The organism is Specibacter sp. NPDC078709, assembly GCF_040686795.1.
Classification (GTDB): Bacteria; Actinomycetota; Actinomycetes; order Actinomycetales; family Micrococcaceae; genus Specibacter.
The window spans coordinates 1-16,316 of record NZ_JBFBLU010000006.1; the positions used below are offsets into that span (position 1 = coordinate 1).

Consider the following 16,316-nt stretch of genomic DNA (forward strand, 5'->3'; position numbering starts at 1 on the left):
CGTGGGTGCCGCCCAAAATGGTCATTCCAGACCAGGCGGCGAGGTCGGCCAGATGGAACATGGGTGCGGCATGGAGCAATGTGGCACCTGCTTGACGGTCTTATAAGACCGTCATGACCCGCCAACGCCGTCTTTTTAGGTTCGGACAGCTGTACAGGAGCCGGGCCCCAACGTTGCTGCTAGTCCGGCGATCATTGCTTTGAGTCCCAGCGCGAACGCGGCGTCGGCGTCATTGGCCCGGCCCGTTCCGGGCGAAGGGCCCAGCCCCCTGTGCTGCACGGCGTCGCTGAAGTGGGGTGCCTCCGAGGCGAGGGATCCGACGTCGAAAATGTCATCCGGTGCGGTGACGTCGTAGGCAGATCCGTAAATGAATGATTCCAAGGCCACGATGGCGTCAATGATGGATTCACGCTGCCAGCCGGCAGCAAGAAAGCCTTGTGTCACGGCCTCATACATGGTGATGGTGGCCGGTGCATTGGTGACCGGCAGTAGCGCAATAACGGGGATCAGCGGCAAATGCGCGGCGAAAACATCCCGATAGGACCGCGCCCAACTGGCCACCGCGGATTCCCATGGCTCGTTTCTGAACGCGGAAACATCCACGCGGCCCATGAGGTGATCCTCCACGAGCAGCAATACGTCCTGCTTTGAACGCACATGGTTGTAAAGGGCTGATGGCGCCACATGCAACGATTTGGCCAGGGCTGCCATGGTCAAACCCTTATAACCGTCGTGGCTGATCAGCTTCAGGGCAGCCTTGGTGATCCTCGCAGAACTCAGCAATGCCTGCGGGGGGCGGCCCGCCCGGCGTCGTGCTTGATGATGCAGATCTGCGGTCTCAACCAAGGTAAATCCCCGTCCTTATCCTTACGCAATCTCCTCGCGCAACTTCTTCAGGCACCTAGGCGCAGTTTTCTTATTTTCTTTGGCCAGCCCCTTTACGGCAGCAGTGACGTCCGTTACAGTCTATTCTAAATGAACGCCATTCATTTAGTGAAGGGCATCACTGAAGTTTTGCAAGAGAGGGAAGCAATGACATCGGCAGACAATCCCGTCAGGATCGAGCGAGACGTCGTTATCATCGGCGCCGGACCATCAGGCCTGACCGCCGCGCATGAACTGAAAAAGGCGGGCCTGAGTGTGGCCGTCCTGGAAGCCCGCGACCGAGTGGGTGGACGCACCTGGTCCAACACGATCGACGGCGCCTGGCTGGAAATTGGCGGCCAGTGGGTCTCTCCGGACCAGACGGCACTGATTGGACTGCTCGAGGAACTTGGCCTGGACACCTACTCGCGCTACCGCGACGGCGACAGTGTGTATATCGCCCCCGACGGCACGCGCACGCGCTACACAGGTGAAATGTTCCCCGTCAGCGCCGGCACCGAGGAGCAAATGAACAAGCTCATCGCCGTCTTGGATGAACTCGCCGCCGCGATGGATCCGGCCAAACCCTGGGACCATCCGCAGGCCCGCGAGCTGGACATCATCTCCTTTCATCACTGGCTGCGGACCCAGAGTAACGATGAGGAGGCTTGCAATAACATCGGCCTGTTCATCGCCGGCGGCATGCTGACCAAACCCGCCCACGCCTTCTCGGCTTTGCAGGCGGTCTTCATGGCGTCCTCCGCCGGCTCCTTCAGCAACCTCGTCGACGACAACTTCATCCTCGACAAGCGCGTGGTGGGCGGCATGCAGGGCGTATCCCTCGCGATCGCCGCCGAGCTCGGTGCCGATGTCATCCTCAATTCCCCGGCCCGGACCGTCCGTTGGGAGAAGAACGACGCCGAATATCTCGCCACCGTGATTGCCGACGGCGCTACCGTCACCGCCAAGCGTGTGATCATGGCCGTTCCGCCCAACCTCTACAGCCGGGTCTCCTTCGATCCGCCGCTGCCGCGGCGCCAGCACCAGATGCATCAGCACCAATCCTTGGGTTTGGTCATCAAGGTTCATGCGGTCTATGAAACCCCGTTCTGGCGGAAAGACGGGCTGTCCGGCACCGGCTTTAGTGCCTCCTCGTTGGTTCAGGAGGTCTACGACAACACAAACCACCAGGACCCCCGCGGCACGCTGGTTGGCTTCGTTTCCGATGAAAAGGCCGACTACGCTTTCACGCTTTCGCCGGAGCAGCGGAAGAAGGAAATTACCGCGTCCCTTGCGGAGTTCCTCGGCGATGGCGCTGGGGAACCGGTGGTCTACTACGAATCCGATTGGGGTTCGGAAGAGTGGACCCGTGGTGCCTATGCGGCCAGTTACGATCTGGGCGGCCTGCACCGCTACGGCCCGGATCAGCTCACCCCCGTAGGCCCGATTCATTGGTCCTGCTCGGATTTGGCCGCCGAGGGCTACCAACACGTGGACGGTGCCGTCCGCATGGGACAGTTCACCGCCGCCGCCCTGATTAAAGAACTGGCCTAGCACACCGGTTCACCAGCACTAATTAGCGACATCTCTGAGCTGTTTCTCTTAGCGACAACGAAGTCCTGAGGAGGACCCTTATGCGGTATGTAGTTGGATATACGGCCAACGCCCGTGGCGGCGATGCCGTCAACCTGGCCGTGGCCTTGGCCCGCCGGCAGGGTGCCGCCTTGGATCTGGTCATGGTGATGCCCCAAGACTCTCCCTACAACGGGGCGTACCCGCCGGTTTCAGGCATCGGCGACATCATGTCCCAACAGATCTCGCAGTGGGTAGAGGAGGGTTTGGCCCTGATCCCGGACGACGTCCCAGCTCAGGCTCACATCCAGCGCGGAGAATCCGAGGCTGAAGCGCTCATTGCTGCAGCGCAAGAGTTGGGAGCTGGTCTGTTGGTCATTGGGGCCAGCAGCACTGGGCTGTTCAAGCGGTTCTCCATCGGTTCGGTTGCCAGCTCTTTACTGCACGCTTCGATGATTCCGGTGGCGCTTGCCCCGTCGGGTTACAGCCGTACTGAACCCATCACACGCCTGACCTGCGCACTGGGCACTCGCATCGGGGCCGAAGAAGTCCTCACCGTTAGCGTCGCAATGGCCAAACGCCGGGGCCTGCCCTTGCGGCTGATTTCCCTCGTGGCCCTTGGCAATGACGGCCCCGGGGCCAGCGAGCCTGGCGCTTCTGTGGATGACGCCCGGGCCCACCTGCGCGGCGTTGCCGAAGCCAGTCAGGATCTGGAGCCCGGAGAGCTGGAAACACTCAAACTCGAGGTTGTGGTTGGCACCGGGCGGAGTATTGAGGACGCCGTGGACCGGCTCGACTGGGAGGACGGGGAGCTGTTGATGATTGGCTCCAGCCGGCTGGCCCAGAACAAATCGATCTTCTTAGGCGCCACCGCCAACCGCATCCTGCGCGCACTGCCGGTCCCCATGATCGTGGTCCCGCGCGACTTCGCACTTTCAGACGAAGAGGCCACGTTATGAGTAACCGAGAAACTGCCACAAAAACCACTACCGGGCTGAGCGAGAAGGGCCTGAAAGCCGGATCGGTAGGGTTGATTGGCGCCGTCGTGATTGGCGTTTCCTGCATCGCGCCGGCCTATACCTTGACGGCCGCACTAGGCCCCACGGTGTCCGAGGTGGGCGTGCACCTGCCGGCCATCTTCCTGGTCGGATTCATCCCGATGCTGCTCGTGGCGCTGGGCTACCGAGAACTGAACAATGCCATGCCCGACGCCGGGACCTCCTTCACATGGGCATCGCGCGCCTTTGGGCCGTGGCTTGGTTGGATGGGCGGTTGGGGCTTGATCGCAGCAACCATCATTGTGCTGTCCAACCTGGCGGCCGTGGCGGTGGACTTCTTCTACCTGATGCTGGCCCAAGTCTTCAGCAACGATTCCTTAGCCGATCTAACCACCGTGCTCCCGCTGAATATCGCCACAACCTTGGTCTTCATTGCCGGTGCCTGCTGGATTTCCTACCGCGGCATGGAAACTACTAAGACGTTCCAGTACGTTCTGGTGGCATTCCAACTGTTGGTGTTGGGGTGGTTTGCTATTGCCGCATTCGCCCATGTGGCTAACGGCACGGCCTTTGACGCCACAGCTATCCAGGCCGATTGGTTTAACCCCTTCGCCGTGGAGTCTTTCTCGCAGTTTGCTGCTGGTGTTTCCTTGTCGATCTTTATTTTCTGGGGCTGGGATGTCACCCTAACCATGAATGAGGAAACCAAGAACCCGGAAAAGACACCGGGCCGGGCGGCCACCGTCACGGTGGTGGTGATCATGGTCATTTACATGACAGTTTCTTTGGCCACGCTGGCGTTCGCGGGCATTGGCACGGAGGGGCTGGGCGCAGGCAACCCGGAAAACCAGGGCAGCATCTTCGCTGTTCTGGCTGGACCGGTTATGGGGCCCTTCGCGATTCTGATGTCGTTGGCCATCTTGAGTTCGTCCGCAGCGTCGTTGCAGTCAACGTTTGTATCCCCGGCCAGAACGTTGCTGTCCATGGGGCACTACAAGGCGTTGCCCAAGAGCTTTGGCAAGATCAGCCCCACCTACAAGTCGCCTAGCTACGCCACCATTGCGGCGGCCATTGCTGCGGCGGCCTTCTATGTTATTACCCGCACACTCTCGGAGAATGCTCTGTGGGACACCATCACGGCCTTGGGCATGATGATCTGCTTCTACTACGGCATCACTGCACTGGCCTGCGTGTGGTATTTCCATGCAGAAGCGTTCCACGGAATCCGGAGCTTCCTGTTCAAGTTCTTGGCGCCGTTGGTGGGCGGAGTCATCTTATTGGTCATGTTCTTCAAGACCGCTTACGACTCCATGGATCCCGACTACGGATCGGGCTCCAATATTGCCGGCCTCGGTCTGGTGTTTATCCTCGGTGCCGGCGTGATTCTGTTGGGCGCAGTCTTGATGCTGATTATGAATTGGCGCCACCCGGAGTTCTTCAAGGGCCAGGTCCTCAGCCGGGCCAGCCAGCCGTACAACCCGTAACTCAACGGCCCTACCCCACGAAAAATGCCGCCGTTCCCGCAATTTGCCACAGGTAGACCAGGTGGCAAATTGCGGGAACGGCGGCATTTAAGATCCCAGCGCGGGAGACCTGACTGCCGGAACGGTCAGGCTAGCTCTTCGGGCGGCGGGCTGCTTCGCGGTCCTTGGCCAGCTTGGCTTCGGCGCGTGCTTTGGCGTGCACGGCGCGCTCCTCAACCAGCCACGCGGGGGGAGCCTGCAGTAGCGCGGTGATCTCCGCTGTCGTGAGTGGCTCGGTGATGTTGGAGCGGTTGAGGCCACCAATGGAGATGTTCAACTTCTGCGCAATCACGGGGCGGGGGTGCGGTCCGTTGCGGCGCAGTTCGGCGAGCCACTCCGGGGGAGTGTCCTGCAAAACCTTAAAGTCCTCCCGGCTGATCGCGTTCTCTTGGAATTCTGCGGGAGCCGCGGGCAGATGGATGCCCAGCTTCTTGGCCGCTGTGGCGGATTTCATGGCTTGGGGGGAAGGATTAATGCTCATACATCAAGGGTACCGGTGCGCGGACGGTAGTTTAGGGCAAAGCGGTGCGTTAGGGTAAACAGGTGTCTGAATCCCGCGAACTTACAGTGACCTTTGTCCCGGGTGTGACCCCCGGAAAGTGGATCCACCGCTGGGAGGAGCGCATGCCTGGCGTGCCGCTCGTCTCCACACCAGTGCCCGAATCCCGCCAGCTGGACGCCGTGCGCGCTGGCGAAGTCGACATGGCGTTCGTTCGATTGCCCGTAGACAAGACGGGACTGCACGTCATTCCGCTCTACAACGAACTCTCCGTGGTGGTGGCGCCCAAGGATCACCCCATCGCTGCCTTCGACGAGTTGGACGTAGCGGATCTGGCCGATGAATACCTCCTAGCCGACCCGGATAATTTCCCGGAATGGCGCGATATTTCCACCGAAATCGCCGCCGGCACCCGCAAACCCCTGCCGCCCATGGCCTCCATCGAAGAGGCTCTGGATCTGGTCGAAGCCGGGCTCGGCATCCTGATCCTGCCCATGTCCGTGGGCCGTCATTTCAGCCGCAAGACCCTGCGTTCACGCTTACTCCATGGCGTTGCCGAGACCAGCATCGCCTTGGCATGGATTGACTCGTTCCAGCCGCTGCCCGCCGAAGATGAGGCCGTCATCCAGGAGTTTATTGGCGTGGTGCGCGGCCGCAGCGCCAACAGCTCGCGCCAGCCTTCCGTGCAGGCCAAGCAGGATGCTGCCCCTAAGAAGGGCGCCAAGACTGGAAAAAGTACGACGTCGGCACGCACCCCTGCTGCCAAGGGAAAGTCGGCCGGGGCTAATTTGCGCGGCGGTGGCCGGCCAGGCGGCAAGGCTCGGGCCGCAAAGCGCGGCCGGCGCTGACTCACCCCTTCCATTTGCCAGATTCCAAGGAGCGCGATCTCGATGACCGAACACTTTTTTCTGGATAAGTCCGACCCCGGAAGCTGGCGGGCACTGAATGGACTAGCTCTCAAGGTGAAGTCAGCAACGGACGCTTCTGATATTCCACGATCCGTTGTGGAACTTCTGAACGTGCGCGTCTCTCAGATCAACGGGTGCGCCTTTTGCTTAGACATGCACAGCCGATACGCGTTGGACGCCGGGGTGAGCAGCCAACAGCTCGCGGTTTTGCCAGTGTGGCGACAAACCGAAGTCTTCTCCGAGCTTGAGCGGGCGGCGCTCTTGATTGGTGAAGCTGCTGCACTCCTGGGCGATAGCGATTCGAGGCAAGAGGAGCTCCAACAAGCCCGAACGGTGCTGACGAATGAGCAATTCTCAGCACTACAGTGGGCCGGCATTGCTATCAATTCGTTCAACCGCGTCTCCATCATGAGCCAGCACCCCGTTCGAGCCCGAGCGTAGCCCCCACACCCTCCCGCTGCTCGCCCCACGCCCTCCCGATCCGCCGCGCGCCCTCCCGATCCGCCGCGTGCCGGGTCTTGCGGCCGCGGTGGTCCTAGACTTGGCCCCATGAGCAACCTCGAAACCACTCCCGATGAAGTGATCTGTGAATTCGAACAAAATGTTGGCGATTCCGAGGTGCTCCCGCCACGGGCGGTCCCGCTAGGCGGAGTCCGGGCCATGGACGTTCGCCGAACCCTGCCGCAAAAGCGCCGCAGCCTCATCGGGGCTTGGTGCTTCGTGGATCATTACGGTCCCGATCTGGTCCCTGCCACCGGCGGGATGCACGTACCGCGCCACCCCCACACCGGACTGGCCACGGTTAGCTGGTTGTTCTCCGGCAAGATCGATCACCTTGACTCGGCGGGATTCGCCGCCGTCGTCCGTCCTGGTGAAGTGAACTTGATGATCGCCGGCCGCGGCATCTCGCATCAAGAGTTCTCAACCCCAGACACAACCGTTCTCCACGGTGCGCAGCTCTGGTACGCACTGCCTGATGCAACCAGGCACATGCCACCAACCTTTTCGCATTACGTTCCGGAACCGGTCATTGGTGACGGCACGGAATTGCGGGTGTTTCTTGGCTCCTTAGCGGGTTCAACTTCGCCGGTGGAGACCTACACGCCGCCCTTGCTGGGTGCAGAGGCGGTGCTGCGTGCCGGTGCAAAGCTGGAACTTGAATTGGACCCGGCTTTTGAATACGGGGTTCTGCTGGACACCGGGGACCTGAAGCTGGACGGCGAGCACGTACCCGTGGATCATCTTGTGTACCTACCTCTCGGACGCTCGAACATGGTGCTGGAGACTGGTAACAACCCTGTTCGGGTGCTTCTCATAGGAGGGGAACCCCTGAGTGAGAAGATCGTCATGTGGTGGAATTTCATCGGCAGAAACCACGAGGAAGTTGTGGCCTACCGAGCCGCTTGGCAAGCCGAGATCGGCGCCGAACCGGCACTGCCGTTGGAGCAAGACGGAGGCTACCCTGACGGCGCGCCCTACCCACGTTTCGGTCCGTTCCCCGAGCACCGACCGGCCCCGCTTCCTGCGCCCGGACTTCCCAACGTTCAGCTACGCCCGCGCGGTTAAACCACCCATAGGAGACTCCATGCCCAACGAATCAACGATCACCGTGCGGCAGAACTCCAGCCGTCATCGGTACGAGCTTCTCGACGGCGATAAGGTCATTGGCAAGGCACATTGGTTGTCATTTGAGCGTGACGCCAGCCCGGAGCGGATTTTTTTCCACACCACGGTCGACGACGATTACGCAGGCCAGGGTCTGGCTGGAAAGCTGGCCCACTTTGCACTTGAGGACACCATTGCGGAGGGCTTGAAAGTGGTGCCTGTTTGCCCCTATATCAAGGTCTACCTACGCAAACATCCCGAGTTTCAGCAGCATGCAATTCCGGTAGGCCCTGAACACATAGCCGCGGTGAGCTCGGCTTAAACAAATATCCCGCAGGAGCGGATGTTGAATCAACAAGCGCTGCTGCGGGATATTGGTGGGTGCTGAGATTTAGCGTGAAGCTGAGATCTGTTCCATCTTCTGCTTGTTCACCAAGGTCTTGACCTGGGTCAGATCGTTGATGACGCTGTTGAGCTGCTTCTTGGATGTGGGCCACGTGGTGCCCTTAAAGCGGTTGGCGTCGGGGCCTTCCCAGCGGACGGACTGTGCCTTGCCGTCGAGGGTGCTCATTGCAGTGGTGATCTGGTCGATGGCTGAAGCCAACTTGGAAACCAGTTCTGCCATGTCCTGGGGATCGCTACCTAGCATTGCCATGATGTTCGTCCTTTTCTAAAAGTTTGCGGTCTAACCGCGAGTGGTTCGCTGTTACCGGGGGATTCCGGCTGAGCGATTACTAAGAATCTATCCCGGCCCTGCCAGTGTCGTCGATGGGTTGCCCTATCCATGCAGCGCTACCCATAGAGCCCTATCCATCCGCTCGGCCCCCTAGTTACCGTAACCGCGCAGGACTAAGCTCGAAATCGCGTCAACCATCAGCAGTTCGGCATGGTGCACGGGCTAGTGAAACACTCACTCCGTGCGGCATCAGCAGATAGGGAAGAAAGCAATGGCCACCTACAAAATCGGCTACTTCGTCGGAAGTCTCGCCAGCGGTTCCATCAACCGGACCCTCTCCAAGGCCTTGATCGGCCTGGCACCTCCGGAGCTTGAATTCACCGAGATCCCCATCGGGGACCTGCCTCTGTACAGTTCGGATTTTGATAGTGATTATCCGCCAGCGGGGCAAGCTTTGAAGCAAGCCATCGCCGCCGCTGACGGAATCCTCTTTGTCTCGCCGGAGTACAACCGCTCCATCCCCGGCGCCTTGAAGAATGCCATCGACTGGGCTTCCCGGCCCTGGGGCACCAACTCCTTTGCCCGTAAGCCCACAGGCATCATCGGTGCGTCCCCCGGCGGCATCGGTACCGCCGTCATGCAGTCCTCAATGCGCAGTGTCCTCAGCTTCTTGGACGCGCCGCAGCTCAACTCGCCGGAGGCCTACATCAGCTTTAACGCTGCAGACTATGGAGACGACGGCGAGGTCAAGAATGAGGGAACGAGGGAGTTTCTGAAGCACTACATGGACGAATACGGCGCCTTTGTGGCCCGGGTTCTGGCCGTTAACGCTCCGGGTCACATTGGTGACGAGCACCCTTCCACCAGCAAGTAATTCACCACCCAGATTCACCGCACCAAGAACGGTGCAGTACAAAAACGCCGGCTCCCACACTCACGTGGGGACCGGCGTTTGCCATGGACATTCAACGCAGTAGCCTCGTGCGGCAGAACCGTAGTTCCTGGTGGATCATTGACAGGCCAAATGTGCCGTGCCATATTGACCACAAATGGGGAAGTATCCGCCCAAGCTTGGTTTGTCAGCCTAAGGGAGAGACAGCTATGAAAGCGGCACTGTGGGAAATTGAAACCTTTGACTATCACACGGCAGGGGAGCCTTTCCGGATTGTGCCGGCGCTGCCCATCCTGATCGAGGGCACGACGGCGCGCGAACGACGTGAACGTGCCATCGAGGGGGATGCGAACAAGATCCGTAAGTTGCTGGTCAATGAACCGCGGGGTCACGCCGATATGTACGGCGGCTTCGTGGTGCCGCCAGATGATCCGGGTGCCCATTTCGGAGCCATCTTTTGGCACCGTGAGGGTTTTTCCACAGTGTGTGGCCACGGCACCATGGCGTTAGGTACCTGGGCAGTACGCAGCGGTCTGGTCCGTGCCCCGGACGACGGCGAGACTGACGTTGTGATTGATATTCCTTCGGGTCGCGTCACGGCTCGGGTGACCATGGCAGAGGGGAAAGTTCATGAGGTGGGGTTTCACAATGTTCCCTCCTATGTGGTGGCTAGGGACATTGAGGTCAAGACGGCTGATTTTGGGCGTCTGCGCGTAGACCTGGCCTGGAGTGGGGCGCTGTATGCCTCGGTGCCGGCCGCCGCAGCGGGACTGGAGGTGGCGCCGTCGAACTTGGCAAGGACAGTTGCAGCAGCTCATCAGGTGACCGCAGGACTCGCCGATCATCCTGCAGCGCAGCACCACCTAGACGCCTGGCAACATGGCATTTATGGCACCATTTTCCACGAGCCAATGCCGGCGTCCGGGCCCGGATTGAGGCAACGTAATGTGAGTGTTTTTGCAGACGGGCAGGTGGCCCGTTCGCCCAGTGGATCAGGCACGGCAGCGCGTGTGGCTCTGCTTAGCGATTCGGGGGAGTTGGCTGAAGGAGAGGGCCTGGAGCATTATTCCATCATTGATTCGCGCTTTGCGGCACGGGTTGTGGACCGGGTTGATGGGCCAGCGGGAGGACTCGTGGTGGAGGTCAGTGGGCGGTCTTTCCCTGTAGGGGAGGGAAAATTCACTTTGGACGCCGATGACGAGCTGGGGCTGGGATTTGTTCTGCGGTAGCGGCACCGTCCGCTTTCTGGGACGATAGCCCAGTGACTGAATCCCTTCGCCCCCATACCGGTCCGTCGCTGCAAATTCCTCGGAAGTGGCGGAAATTTGGGCTTTCGGAAATGCTGCAAGTAGGGCATTCGCCGCTTTCCATGTGGATTGCGTTCGTCATTGCCGTTTTCGTGACGGTTTCTGCTTTTGACGATGTGCGTCTGTCTGTCCAGACTGGTCCGGGAGGTCAGATTCCCTGGCTATTGATTTCCTGCACAGTTGCCTACTGGACCGTCTGGATGGCGCTAGCCTTTCGGCCACAATGGGTCGCCGCACTGTTTGTGCTCCAACTGGCCACGATGCTGCCGCAAGACTTGATTGCCGGGCCTCTACTGGCGGCTTTCGGGGCCATTGCCGTGGCTGCCTACCGGGTTTCCCTGCGCTCGCTTGCCGTCATCGTGGGTAGCTTCCTGGTATGGCAAATTGTCTGGGTACTGTTTGTTGCGCACATAGGAATAACGCAACTGTGGGGATATATACCGGTCACTCTGCTCCTCACGGCACCCGGCCTAGCCATCAAGTTGCTCCGCGAGAGGGCTCTCCAAGTAGCGCGTGAACAAAAGGCCGCCGATGAAAAGTCGGCTGCAGCCGCCGTTGAACAGCGTGCTGAATTGGCCCGTGAACTTCATGATGTTGTCACACACGGCTTGACCATGATTGCGGTCCAGGCAAACCTTGGCAAGATCTCCAAGGAAGAGCTGGCCAAGGAACACGCCCTCACCGAGATTGGTTCCATGGCCAGAAACTCCTTGGATGATCTCCGACGGTTGATCGTCGCCATGCGCGCGGACGAGCGATCTGCCGAAGGGGCACCCGCGCAGGATGCCGGACTTTTGCCCAGTGTGGCCTGTATCGACTTGGATGGCAGTTTTGCCGATGCCCAGAAACGGCTCAGCGGCCTCGGCTGCCCCACCAGTATCAAGACTTCCGGGAATCTGGATGACACTCCAAATGGCCTCCGTCCCACGGTCTTGAGGATTTTGCAGGAAAGTACCACCAATATAGTCAAGCATTCTGGGAAGGGGGCCAGATGCGAGATTTCCATGTATGTGGCGGATAACCACCTTGAGTTAGTGATCCAGAGCCGCATGACGCCGGGCAAGCCTCGGCTTCCCGTCTCCGGCACCGGACTGGCCGGATTGCAGGAAAGAGCTTCGCGGCTGGGAGGCACCCTCGAGGCGGGGCCCGACGACGGCTGGTGGCGTGTCCGCACGGTCCTGCCGTTCAAGGATCGCCAGTCCTTGCGGTAGCACTCTCGGCCTGCCGAAGCGAACCGGGGGCAGACCGCCTCGCCGAATCAAGGAGAGGCTTGGCCAAGTGGCCAAATCTCTCCGTTTGGGCGTTCAAATCATCGTCCAAGTGGACAGTCCTGGTCCTTTGACATTGAAAGGCATAGTGCGCCTGCGTAGCGTCGATGTTATCGGGGACATCGGGCCACGTTGGAGGGCCGGCGTTACAAATGTCTATTCCGCGATCTTGGAGATCATTATGAATGCAAAACACGTACCAGCAGGCCGCAAGGCAGTAATGAGCGGCAAGTCGAAGCCGTCCGGCATCTGGCCGAGTGGCTCATTTCCGAATCCCACACGCTGACCCGGAGCAATGCGCGTCTTTCCATCGCCGCAGCTACGTAGACTGTCTGCATGAACGAGTTGGCCGAAGATAACCAGAGTACTGACAGTGTTAACGTAGTCATTGTTGACGACGAAAAGTTTGTGCGTGGTGCGCTACGCACGTACCTGTCCCAAACCAAGGATTTAGTGGTTCTGGGCGAAGGCGAGAATGGTGAGGATGCCATCCGTCTTGTTCAGGAGCATAGTCCGGACGTGTTGCTCATTGACCTTCAGATGCCTGTCATGGACGGCGTTACCGCCATTCGCAACATCGTTGCGCAGAATCCGGAGATTGGAATCTTGGTGGTCACCGGCCACATCTCCGACGTCCACCTCAGAGCGGCACTTCTGGCTGGCGCCGGGGGATATGTGGTTAAGGATGCTGAACCGGAACGAATCGTGGCCGCCGTCAGAGACGTTCACGCAGGCGATTGCCCCATTGATCCGGCAGTTGCCCATCTGCTCATCGAGGACCTTCGCGGCAGCAGACCGGCCGCGCGGACGGAATCGTCCATTGAACTGACGGGCCGCGAGGAAGAGGTGCTGAAGTTGCTGTGCGACGGGCGCAGCAACAGCGAGATCGCCGCCGAACTCTATCTCTCCGAATCGACAGTGAAATACCACCTAGTCAGATTAGGCCGGAAGTTTTCCACACGAGACCGCCTGCAACTGGTTGTCACGGCATTGCGCTCAGGATTGGTCGCTTAGTCAGCTTCGCTAACCCGCTTCTTTCCTGTGGTTAGGCATGAATACGGTGCTATCGGGAACATGGGCCGAAAAGACTAACCAAAAGGATAGGGCCAAATGCTCTGTTCTGCGTATCGTTCGCGCGTGCTGAGCCTTAGGCTAGGAGCACCGTCGCCGATCGCGGCACAAAACTCCGCTACCGAAAAGGGCATCTCCATGAAAAAACCATTTGCTTCCGCAGGCATTGCAGCAGTTGTCGCAGCCGGACTCATCATGGCTCCAGGACTGTCCCCGGCCCAGGCCAGCACTCTCGAAGCACCCGCAACCAGCATCTCGGCACCCGTGAACTCATCCGGTGGCATGGGCTTGGGCGGCGCAATTTCCGGAAATGTGGCCACCACCTACGGAATTATGTTCCTCCCCTGCAATATCTTTGGCTGGAAACTCTGCTAAGTAACGCGTTAGAAGGCCAGGCACGTTTGGCTAGGGCATCGTCTAATTTTTAGGCGGTGCCCTAGCTTTTTCTATAGATTTTTAGTGCCTCAACTACAAAAATAGTGTGTTGACGGCGTGCCAGGTGCGGTTTCCGACCCCAAGTGAGTTCACTTCGTCGAACATTTTGTATCGGAGCATGAAGCCCGAGGGCGCTCCGTGTGGGACAGCTGGCGGGGATCGACTACGTCATCACGCACGAGCTCTGCCACTTGAAGGTCCCGAACCACAGCCGTGAGTTTTACCAACTGCTGAGCCGTGTCATGCCTGATTGGGAGCTACGCAAGGACAGGCTGGAGAAGTTCATGGCGTAGGAACTAGAAACCCTGCGCCTTGCGATAGCGCTGCATCTGCTGGTGACGGCGGATCAGGCTGTCGCGGCGCGGGGTTTGTTCTGTTCCGGCTTCCTCTGCGGTGAGGTCAATGTGGCTTTCACCAAACTGCCACAACAGCAGATCATCCAAGAGCCTGTCCGGGCCGGGGGAGTACCTGTGTTCCAGGGCCCTGCGGACATTGGAGATGATCTGCGGCTGCAGGAGGGCGGCCAGATCCACGGTCTTGCCCAGCCCATGCGCGGCCACCAGCTCAGCCGCCCAGCCCCAGTCGTCACCAGCCTTGCGATCAACATGCGGTAGCAGCGTTTGCCACACGGCCTTGATCCGGTTCGGGGTCAGCGAAACGTTGCCCTCACCTTCGGTATCCCAGTAGCTGGTGACCGTTTCATACCTGTCGTGAAGCTCGGAAAACGCCGATTCCACAGTCTCCAGCATGGCTGCCGTGGCAGTGAACTGCCGGTCAAAATAGGGGCTCCAGGCGCGCGGATCCTGGGACTTGAAGCGGATGTCGTGCTCAATCTCGCTCCAAGCGTGAGCGAAGATGGTGCGGATCTGGCATTCGAAAAAGTAGCTGCCGTTTGGCTTAGTATCCGGATCCAGCAACGCCTGGTAGTTGCGGACTACTTCGCTTTGGATGGTGCGCAGGATCAAGTGGCGGCTGGAGTAGCCGTAGGTGCCGGACTCGATCGAGCCAATATCCTTCTCTGTGTCGCCACGGCAGTCAAAGATGCTGCGCTGGCGTTTGATCAGGTTTGCCGCCTGCGCGTTCTCGCCGGGCAGGGTGGTGATAACGCGAACGCCCACCATGTCGGTGAGGTTCTTCAATGGCTCCGGGAACTGCAGGGCAGGGGCGGCGTCGGGTTCGGACACCATCCGTGATGCTTTTTCGCGAAATGATTCCACGGACTTGGTGCGGCTGGTGACAAACAGGGGTTTGTCCTCAGCCTCAGAGAGGACCTCACGAATGAGTGACTCCATCTCAGCGGTCAATTGGATCAGGGCCGGTCGGGTGCGTTCAAAATCGGCGATAGAGGCGCTGACGGCTGGGCGCAGTGATTCATCGAGTCGTTCCCAATTACTACTCATAAACAGAGCTTAAACGGCAGTGTGGGCTGCAAGCGAACCGCAATGCCGCGTATGACAGAAAAATAGCAGAAGTGAGGGCCGATTTCGCCCCGAACGCTCGCTACGGAGTGTTTTGCAACTTACTTGGCAGCTTGCTTTACACCGCGCTTCAGACGCACTGCATCCAGCAGTGCCGACATGGCTCAAATGAGAGTGTAGGAATCCGGTGGCATCGTAGGCTAGTGCCATGTTGACTGTTATTGGCGAAGCCTTGGTAGATGAAGTTGTGCAAGCCGGAAAGGCACCAGTGCCCCATGTGGGCGGGAGCCCCATGAACGTAGCCGTGGGCTTGGCCCGTTTGGGACACCCAGTGCAATTCCTTGGCCGTATCGGCAAAGACGCCTATGGGGACATGGTGGCAGGTCACTTGAAAACTAATGATGTTCTGGTGCCACTGGCGCCGGATGAACTCCCCACCTCCGTGGCCCGAGCGGTGCTGGACACTGACGGCGCTGCCAGTTACGAATTCGCTCTGGACTGGACGCTGCCTTCGTTGGCAACAAGCAGTGAGTCCACCTCCGGCGGACCGGCGGAAAGTGCCAGCCAGTTCATGCTGAACGGGACAACTCTGCTGCATACCGGGTCCATTGCCACCATGCTGGCCCCCGGTGAAGCGCACGTGCTGGCCGCCGTTGTTTCAGCGCATCCGCATGCCACCATCGCTTACGATCCCAACTGCCGCCCCAGCATTATTGGCGACGTTGACCATGCCCGCCAACAGGCAGAAAAATTTGTCCGGCTGGCTGACGTCATCAAGGCCTCCGACGAGGACTTGGAATGGCTGTACCCCGGCGTGGACCCCAAGGAATCGGCGCGCAAGTGGCTGGCGATGGGCGGCGCGGAAGGTCCCGCCGTCGTGGTTGTGACGCAAGGATCAGGTGGGCCATGGGCTGTGTGCGCTGCCGGTGAAGCGGAATGCCAGGTGCCGTCGGTGGAAGTTGTGGACACCGTCGGAGCCGGGGATTCCTTCATGGCAGCCCTGCTCTCAACTCTTGTGGATCGGGAACTGGATGGTGCGCAACGGCGCCGTGAACTGCGTGCCATCAGCACTGCAGTCCTGGGTGAGCTGATCGAGTATGCGGCCCGTGCGGCAGCCATCACTGTCTCTCGCGCCGGAGCCAACCCGCCCAGCCGGGCAGAACTTAGAAAATAGCTGCAAAATTAGGCGGCTGTGCCACGCCCGGGACTGTAGTGAGCTGTTGTGACTAGCCGTCTGAGGCCCGGAAGCCCGGCTTTGCGGGAAGTTGGATAGCCTTGGG

At 59.8% G+C, this 16,316-nt stretch carries 18 protein-coding genes; 14 read left to right on the forward strand and 4 right to left on the reverse strand.

Annotated elements, in window-relative coordinates; genetic code table 11:
• Positions 1–135 precede the first annotated feature (135 nt).
• Entirely contained in the window at positions 136–846 is a 711-nt protein-coding gene (locus AB0P14_RS11850) for a TetR/AcrR family transcriptional regulator (RefSeq protein WP_363842201.1), read from the reverse strand.
• 129 nt (positions 847–975) lie between these two features.
• Here AB0P14_RS11850 and AB0P14_RS11855 point away from each other — a divergent pair, with 129 nt between their 5' ends.
• From AB0P14_RS11855 to AB0P14_RS11865, 3 genes are all read left to right on the forward strand, one after another.
• Positions 976–2,418 (forward strand): FAD-dependent oxidoreductase, encoded by a 1,443-nt coding sequence (locus AB0P14_RS11855; RefSeq protein WP_363842204.1) that lies wholly within the window; start codon positions 976–978, stop codon positions 2,416–2,418.
• 80 nt (positions 2,419–2,498) lie between these two features.
• Positions 2,499–3,395 carry a universal stress protein gene (locus tag AB0P14_RS11860; RefSeq protein WP_363842207.1) on the forward strand — a complete coding sequence of 299 codons (897 nt, stop codon included), beginning with the start codon at positions 2,499–2,501 and terminating at the stop codon, positions 3,393–3,395.
• On the forward strand, positions 3,392–4,918 hold the full coding sequence (locus tag AB0P14_RS11865; RefSeq protein ID WP_363842210.1) for an APC family permease: 1,527 nt from the start codon (positions 3,392–3,394) through the stop codon (positions 4,916–4,918). The genes AB0P14_RS11860 and AB0P14_RS11865 overlap by 4 nt, the downstream gene beginning before the upstream one ends.
• Positions 4,919–5,048: 130 nt before the next feature.
• Here the strand turns inward: AB0P14_RS11865 and AB0P14_RS11870 are convergent, their stop codons facing one another.
• Positions 5,049–5,411 (reverse strand): DUF5997 family protein, encoded by a 363-nt coding sequence (locus AB0P14_RS11870; protein ID WP_363842888.1) that lies wholly within the window; start codon positions 5,409–5,411, stop codon positions 5,049–5,051.
• An 89-nt stretch (positions 5,412–5,500) separates the two neighbouring features.
• On the opposite strand from AB0P14_RS11870, the gene AB0P14_RS11875 reads away from it, so the two are divergent.
• From AB0P14_RS11875 to AB0P14_RS11890, 4 genes are all read left to right on the forward strand, one after another.
• Positions 5,501–6,304, forward strand: a complete 804-nt coding sequence (locus AB0P14_RS11875; RefSeq protein ID WP_363842213.1) for a substrate-binding domain-containing protein — start codon at positions 5,501–5,503, stop codon at positions 6,302–6,304.
• 42 nt (positions 6,305–6,346) lie between these two features.
• A complete protein-coding gene (locus AB0P14_RS11880) occupies positions 6,347–6,805 on the forward strand; it encodes a carboxymuconolactone decarboxylase family protein (RefSeq protein ID WP_363842215.1) in 459 nt (152 codons plus the stop codon).
• 108 nt (positions 6,806–6,913) lie between these two features.
• Entirely contained in the window at positions 6,914–7,930 is a 1,017-nt protein-coding gene (locus tag AB0P14_RS11885; protein WP_363842218.1) for a pirin family protein, read from the forward strand.
• A 19-nt stretch (positions 7,931–7,949) separates the two neighbouring features.
• On the forward strand, positions 7,950–8,291 hold the full coding sequence (locus AB0P14_RS11890; RefSeq protein ID WP_363842221.1) for a GNAT family N-acetyltransferase: 342 nt from the start codon (positions 7,950–7,952) through the stop codon (positions 8,289–8,291).
• A 69-nt stretch (positions 8,292–8,360) separates the two neighbouring features.
• Here AB0P14_RS11890 and AB0P14_RS11895 read toward each other — a convergent pair whose 3' ends face one another.
• Positions 8,361–8,624 carry a hypothetical protein gene (locus AB0P14_RS11895; RefSeq protein ID WP_363842224.1) on the reverse strand — a complete coding sequence of 88 codons (264 nt, stop codon included), beginning with the start codon at positions 8,622–8,624 and terminating at the stop codon, positions 8,361–8,363.
• A 292-nt stretch (positions 8,625–8,916) separates the two neighbouring features.
• Here AB0P14_RS11895 and AB0P14_RS11900 point away from each other — a divergent pair, with 292 nt between their 5' ends.
• The 6 genes from AB0P14_RS11900 (at position 8,917) to AB0P14_RS11925 (ending at position 13,911) form a co-directional block, all read left to right on the forward strand.
• Positions 8,917–9,519, forward strand: coding sequence for an NADPH-dependent FMN reductase (locus tag AB0P14_RS11900; RefSeq protein WP_363842227.1), 603 nt, complete (start codon positions 8,917–8,919; stop codon positions 9,517–9,519).
• A gap of 227 nt (positions 9,520–9,746) precedes the next feature.
• Positions 9,747–10,766, forward strand: coding sequence for a proline racemase family protein (locus AB0P14_RS11905; RefSeq protein WP_363842230.1), 1,020 nt, complete (start codon positions 9,747–9,749; stop codon positions 10,764–10,766).
• Positions 10,767–10,798: 32 nt separating this feature from the next.
• Positions 10,799–12,055 (forward strand): histidine kinase, encoded by a 1,257-nt coding sequence (locus AB0P14_RS11910; RefSeq protein ID WP_363842233.1) that lies wholly within the window; start codon positions 10,799–10,801, stop codon positions 12,053–12,055.
• A 393-nt stretch (positions 12,056–12,448) separates the two neighbouring features.
• Positions 12,449–13,126, forward strand: coding sequence for a response regulator transcription factor (locus tag AB0P14_RS11915; RefSeq protein ID WP_363842236.1), 678 nt, complete (start codon positions 12,449–12,451; stop codon positions 13,124–13,126).
• A gap of 195 nt (positions 13,127–13,321) precedes the next feature.
• A complete protein-coding gene (locus tag AB0P14_RS11920; RefSeq protein WP_363842239.1) occupies positions 13,322–13,558 on the forward strand; it encodes a hypothetical protein in 237 nt (78 codons plus the stop codon).
• Between the two features lie 200 nt (positions 13,559–13,758).
• A complete protein-coding gene (locus AB0P14_RS11925) occupies positions 13,759–13,911 on the forward strand; it encodes a M48 family metallopeptidase (protein ID WP_363842242.1) in 153 nt (50 codons plus the stop codon).
• 3 nt (positions 13,912–13,914) lie between these two features.
• Here AB0P14_RS11925 and AB0P14_RS11930 read toward each other — a convergent pair whose 3' ends face one another.
• Positions 13,915–15,018: a (p)ppGpp synthetase gene (locus AB0P14_RS11930; RefSeq protein WP_363842245.1), complete on the reverse strand. Its 1,104-nt coding sequence runs from the start codon at positions 15,016–15,018 to the stop codon at positions 13,915–13,917.
• Between the two features lie 226 nt (positions 15,019–15,244).
• On the opposite strand from AB0P14_RS11930, the gene AB0P14_RS11935 reads away from it, so the two are divergent.
• On the forward strand, positions 15,245–16,210 hold the full coding sequence (locus AB0P14_RS11935) for a carbohydrate kinase (RefSeq protein WP_363842248.1): 966 nt from the start codon (positions 15,245–15,247) through the stop codon (positions 16,208–16,210).
• Positions 16,211–16,316 lie beyond the last annotated feature (106 nt).

Excerpts from the sequence above, each read along its gene's own strand:
- AB0P14_RS11900 (WP_363842227.1), top strand. The coding sequence starts at position 8,917 with ATGGCCACCTACAAAATCGGCTACTTCGTCGGAAGTCTCGCCAGCGGT.
- AB0P14_RS11860 (WP_363842207.1), top strand. The coding sequence starts at position 2,499 with ATGCGGTATGTAGTTGGATATACGGCCAACGCCCGTGGCGGCGATGCC.
- AB0P14_RS11920 (WP_363842239.1), top strand. The coding sequence starts at position 13,322 with ATGAAAAAACCATTTGCTTCCGCAGGCATTGCAGCAGTTGTCGCAGCC.
- AB0P14_RS11855 (WP_363842204.1), top strand. The coding sequence starts at position 976 with ATGAACGCCATTCATTTAGTGAAGGGCATCACTGAAGTTTTGCAAGAG.
- AB0P14_RS11930 (WP_363842245.1), bottom strand. The coding sequence starts at position 15,018 with ATGAGTAGTAATTGGGAACGACTCGATGAATCACTGCGCCCAGCCGTC.
- AB0P14_RS11870 (WP_363842888.1), bottom strand. The coding sequence starts at position 5,411 with ATGAAATCCGCCACAGCGGCCAAGAAGCTGGGCATCCATCTGCCCGCG.
- AB0P14_RS11895 (WP_363842224.1), bottom strand. The coding sequence starts at position 8,624 with ATGGCAATGCTAGGTAGCGATCCCCAGGACATGGCAGAACTGGTTTCC.
- AB0P14_RS11865 (WP_363842210.1), top strand. The coding sequence starts at position 3,392 with ATGAGTAACCGAGAAACTGCCACAAAAACCACTACCGGGCTGAGCGAG.
- AB0P14_RS11905 (WP_363842230.1), top strand. The coding sequence starts at position 9,747 with ATGAAAGCGGCACTGTGGGAAATTGAAACCTTTGACTATCACACGGCA.
- AB0P14_RS11915 (WP_363842236.1), top strand. The coding sequence starts at position 12,449 with ATGAACGAGTTGGCCGAAGATAACCAGAGTACTGACAGTGTTAACGTA.
- AB0P14_RS11935 (WP_363842248.1), top strand. The coding sequence starts at position 15,245 with ATGTTGACTGTTATTGGCGAAGCCTTGGTAGATGAAGTTGTGCAAGCC.
- AB0P14_RS11880 (WP_363842215.1), top strand. The coding sequence starts at position 6,347 with ATGACCGAACACTTTTTTCTGGATAAGTCCGACCCCGGAAGCTGGCGG.
- AB0P14_RS11890 (WP_363842221.1), top strand. The coding sequence starts at position 7,950 with ATGCCCAACGAATCAACGATCACCGTGCGGCAGAACTCCAGCCGTCAT.
- AB0P14_RS11885 (WP_363842218.1), top strand. The coding sequence starts at position 6,914 with ATGAGCAACCTCGAAACCACTCCCGATGAAGTGATCTGTGAATTCGAA.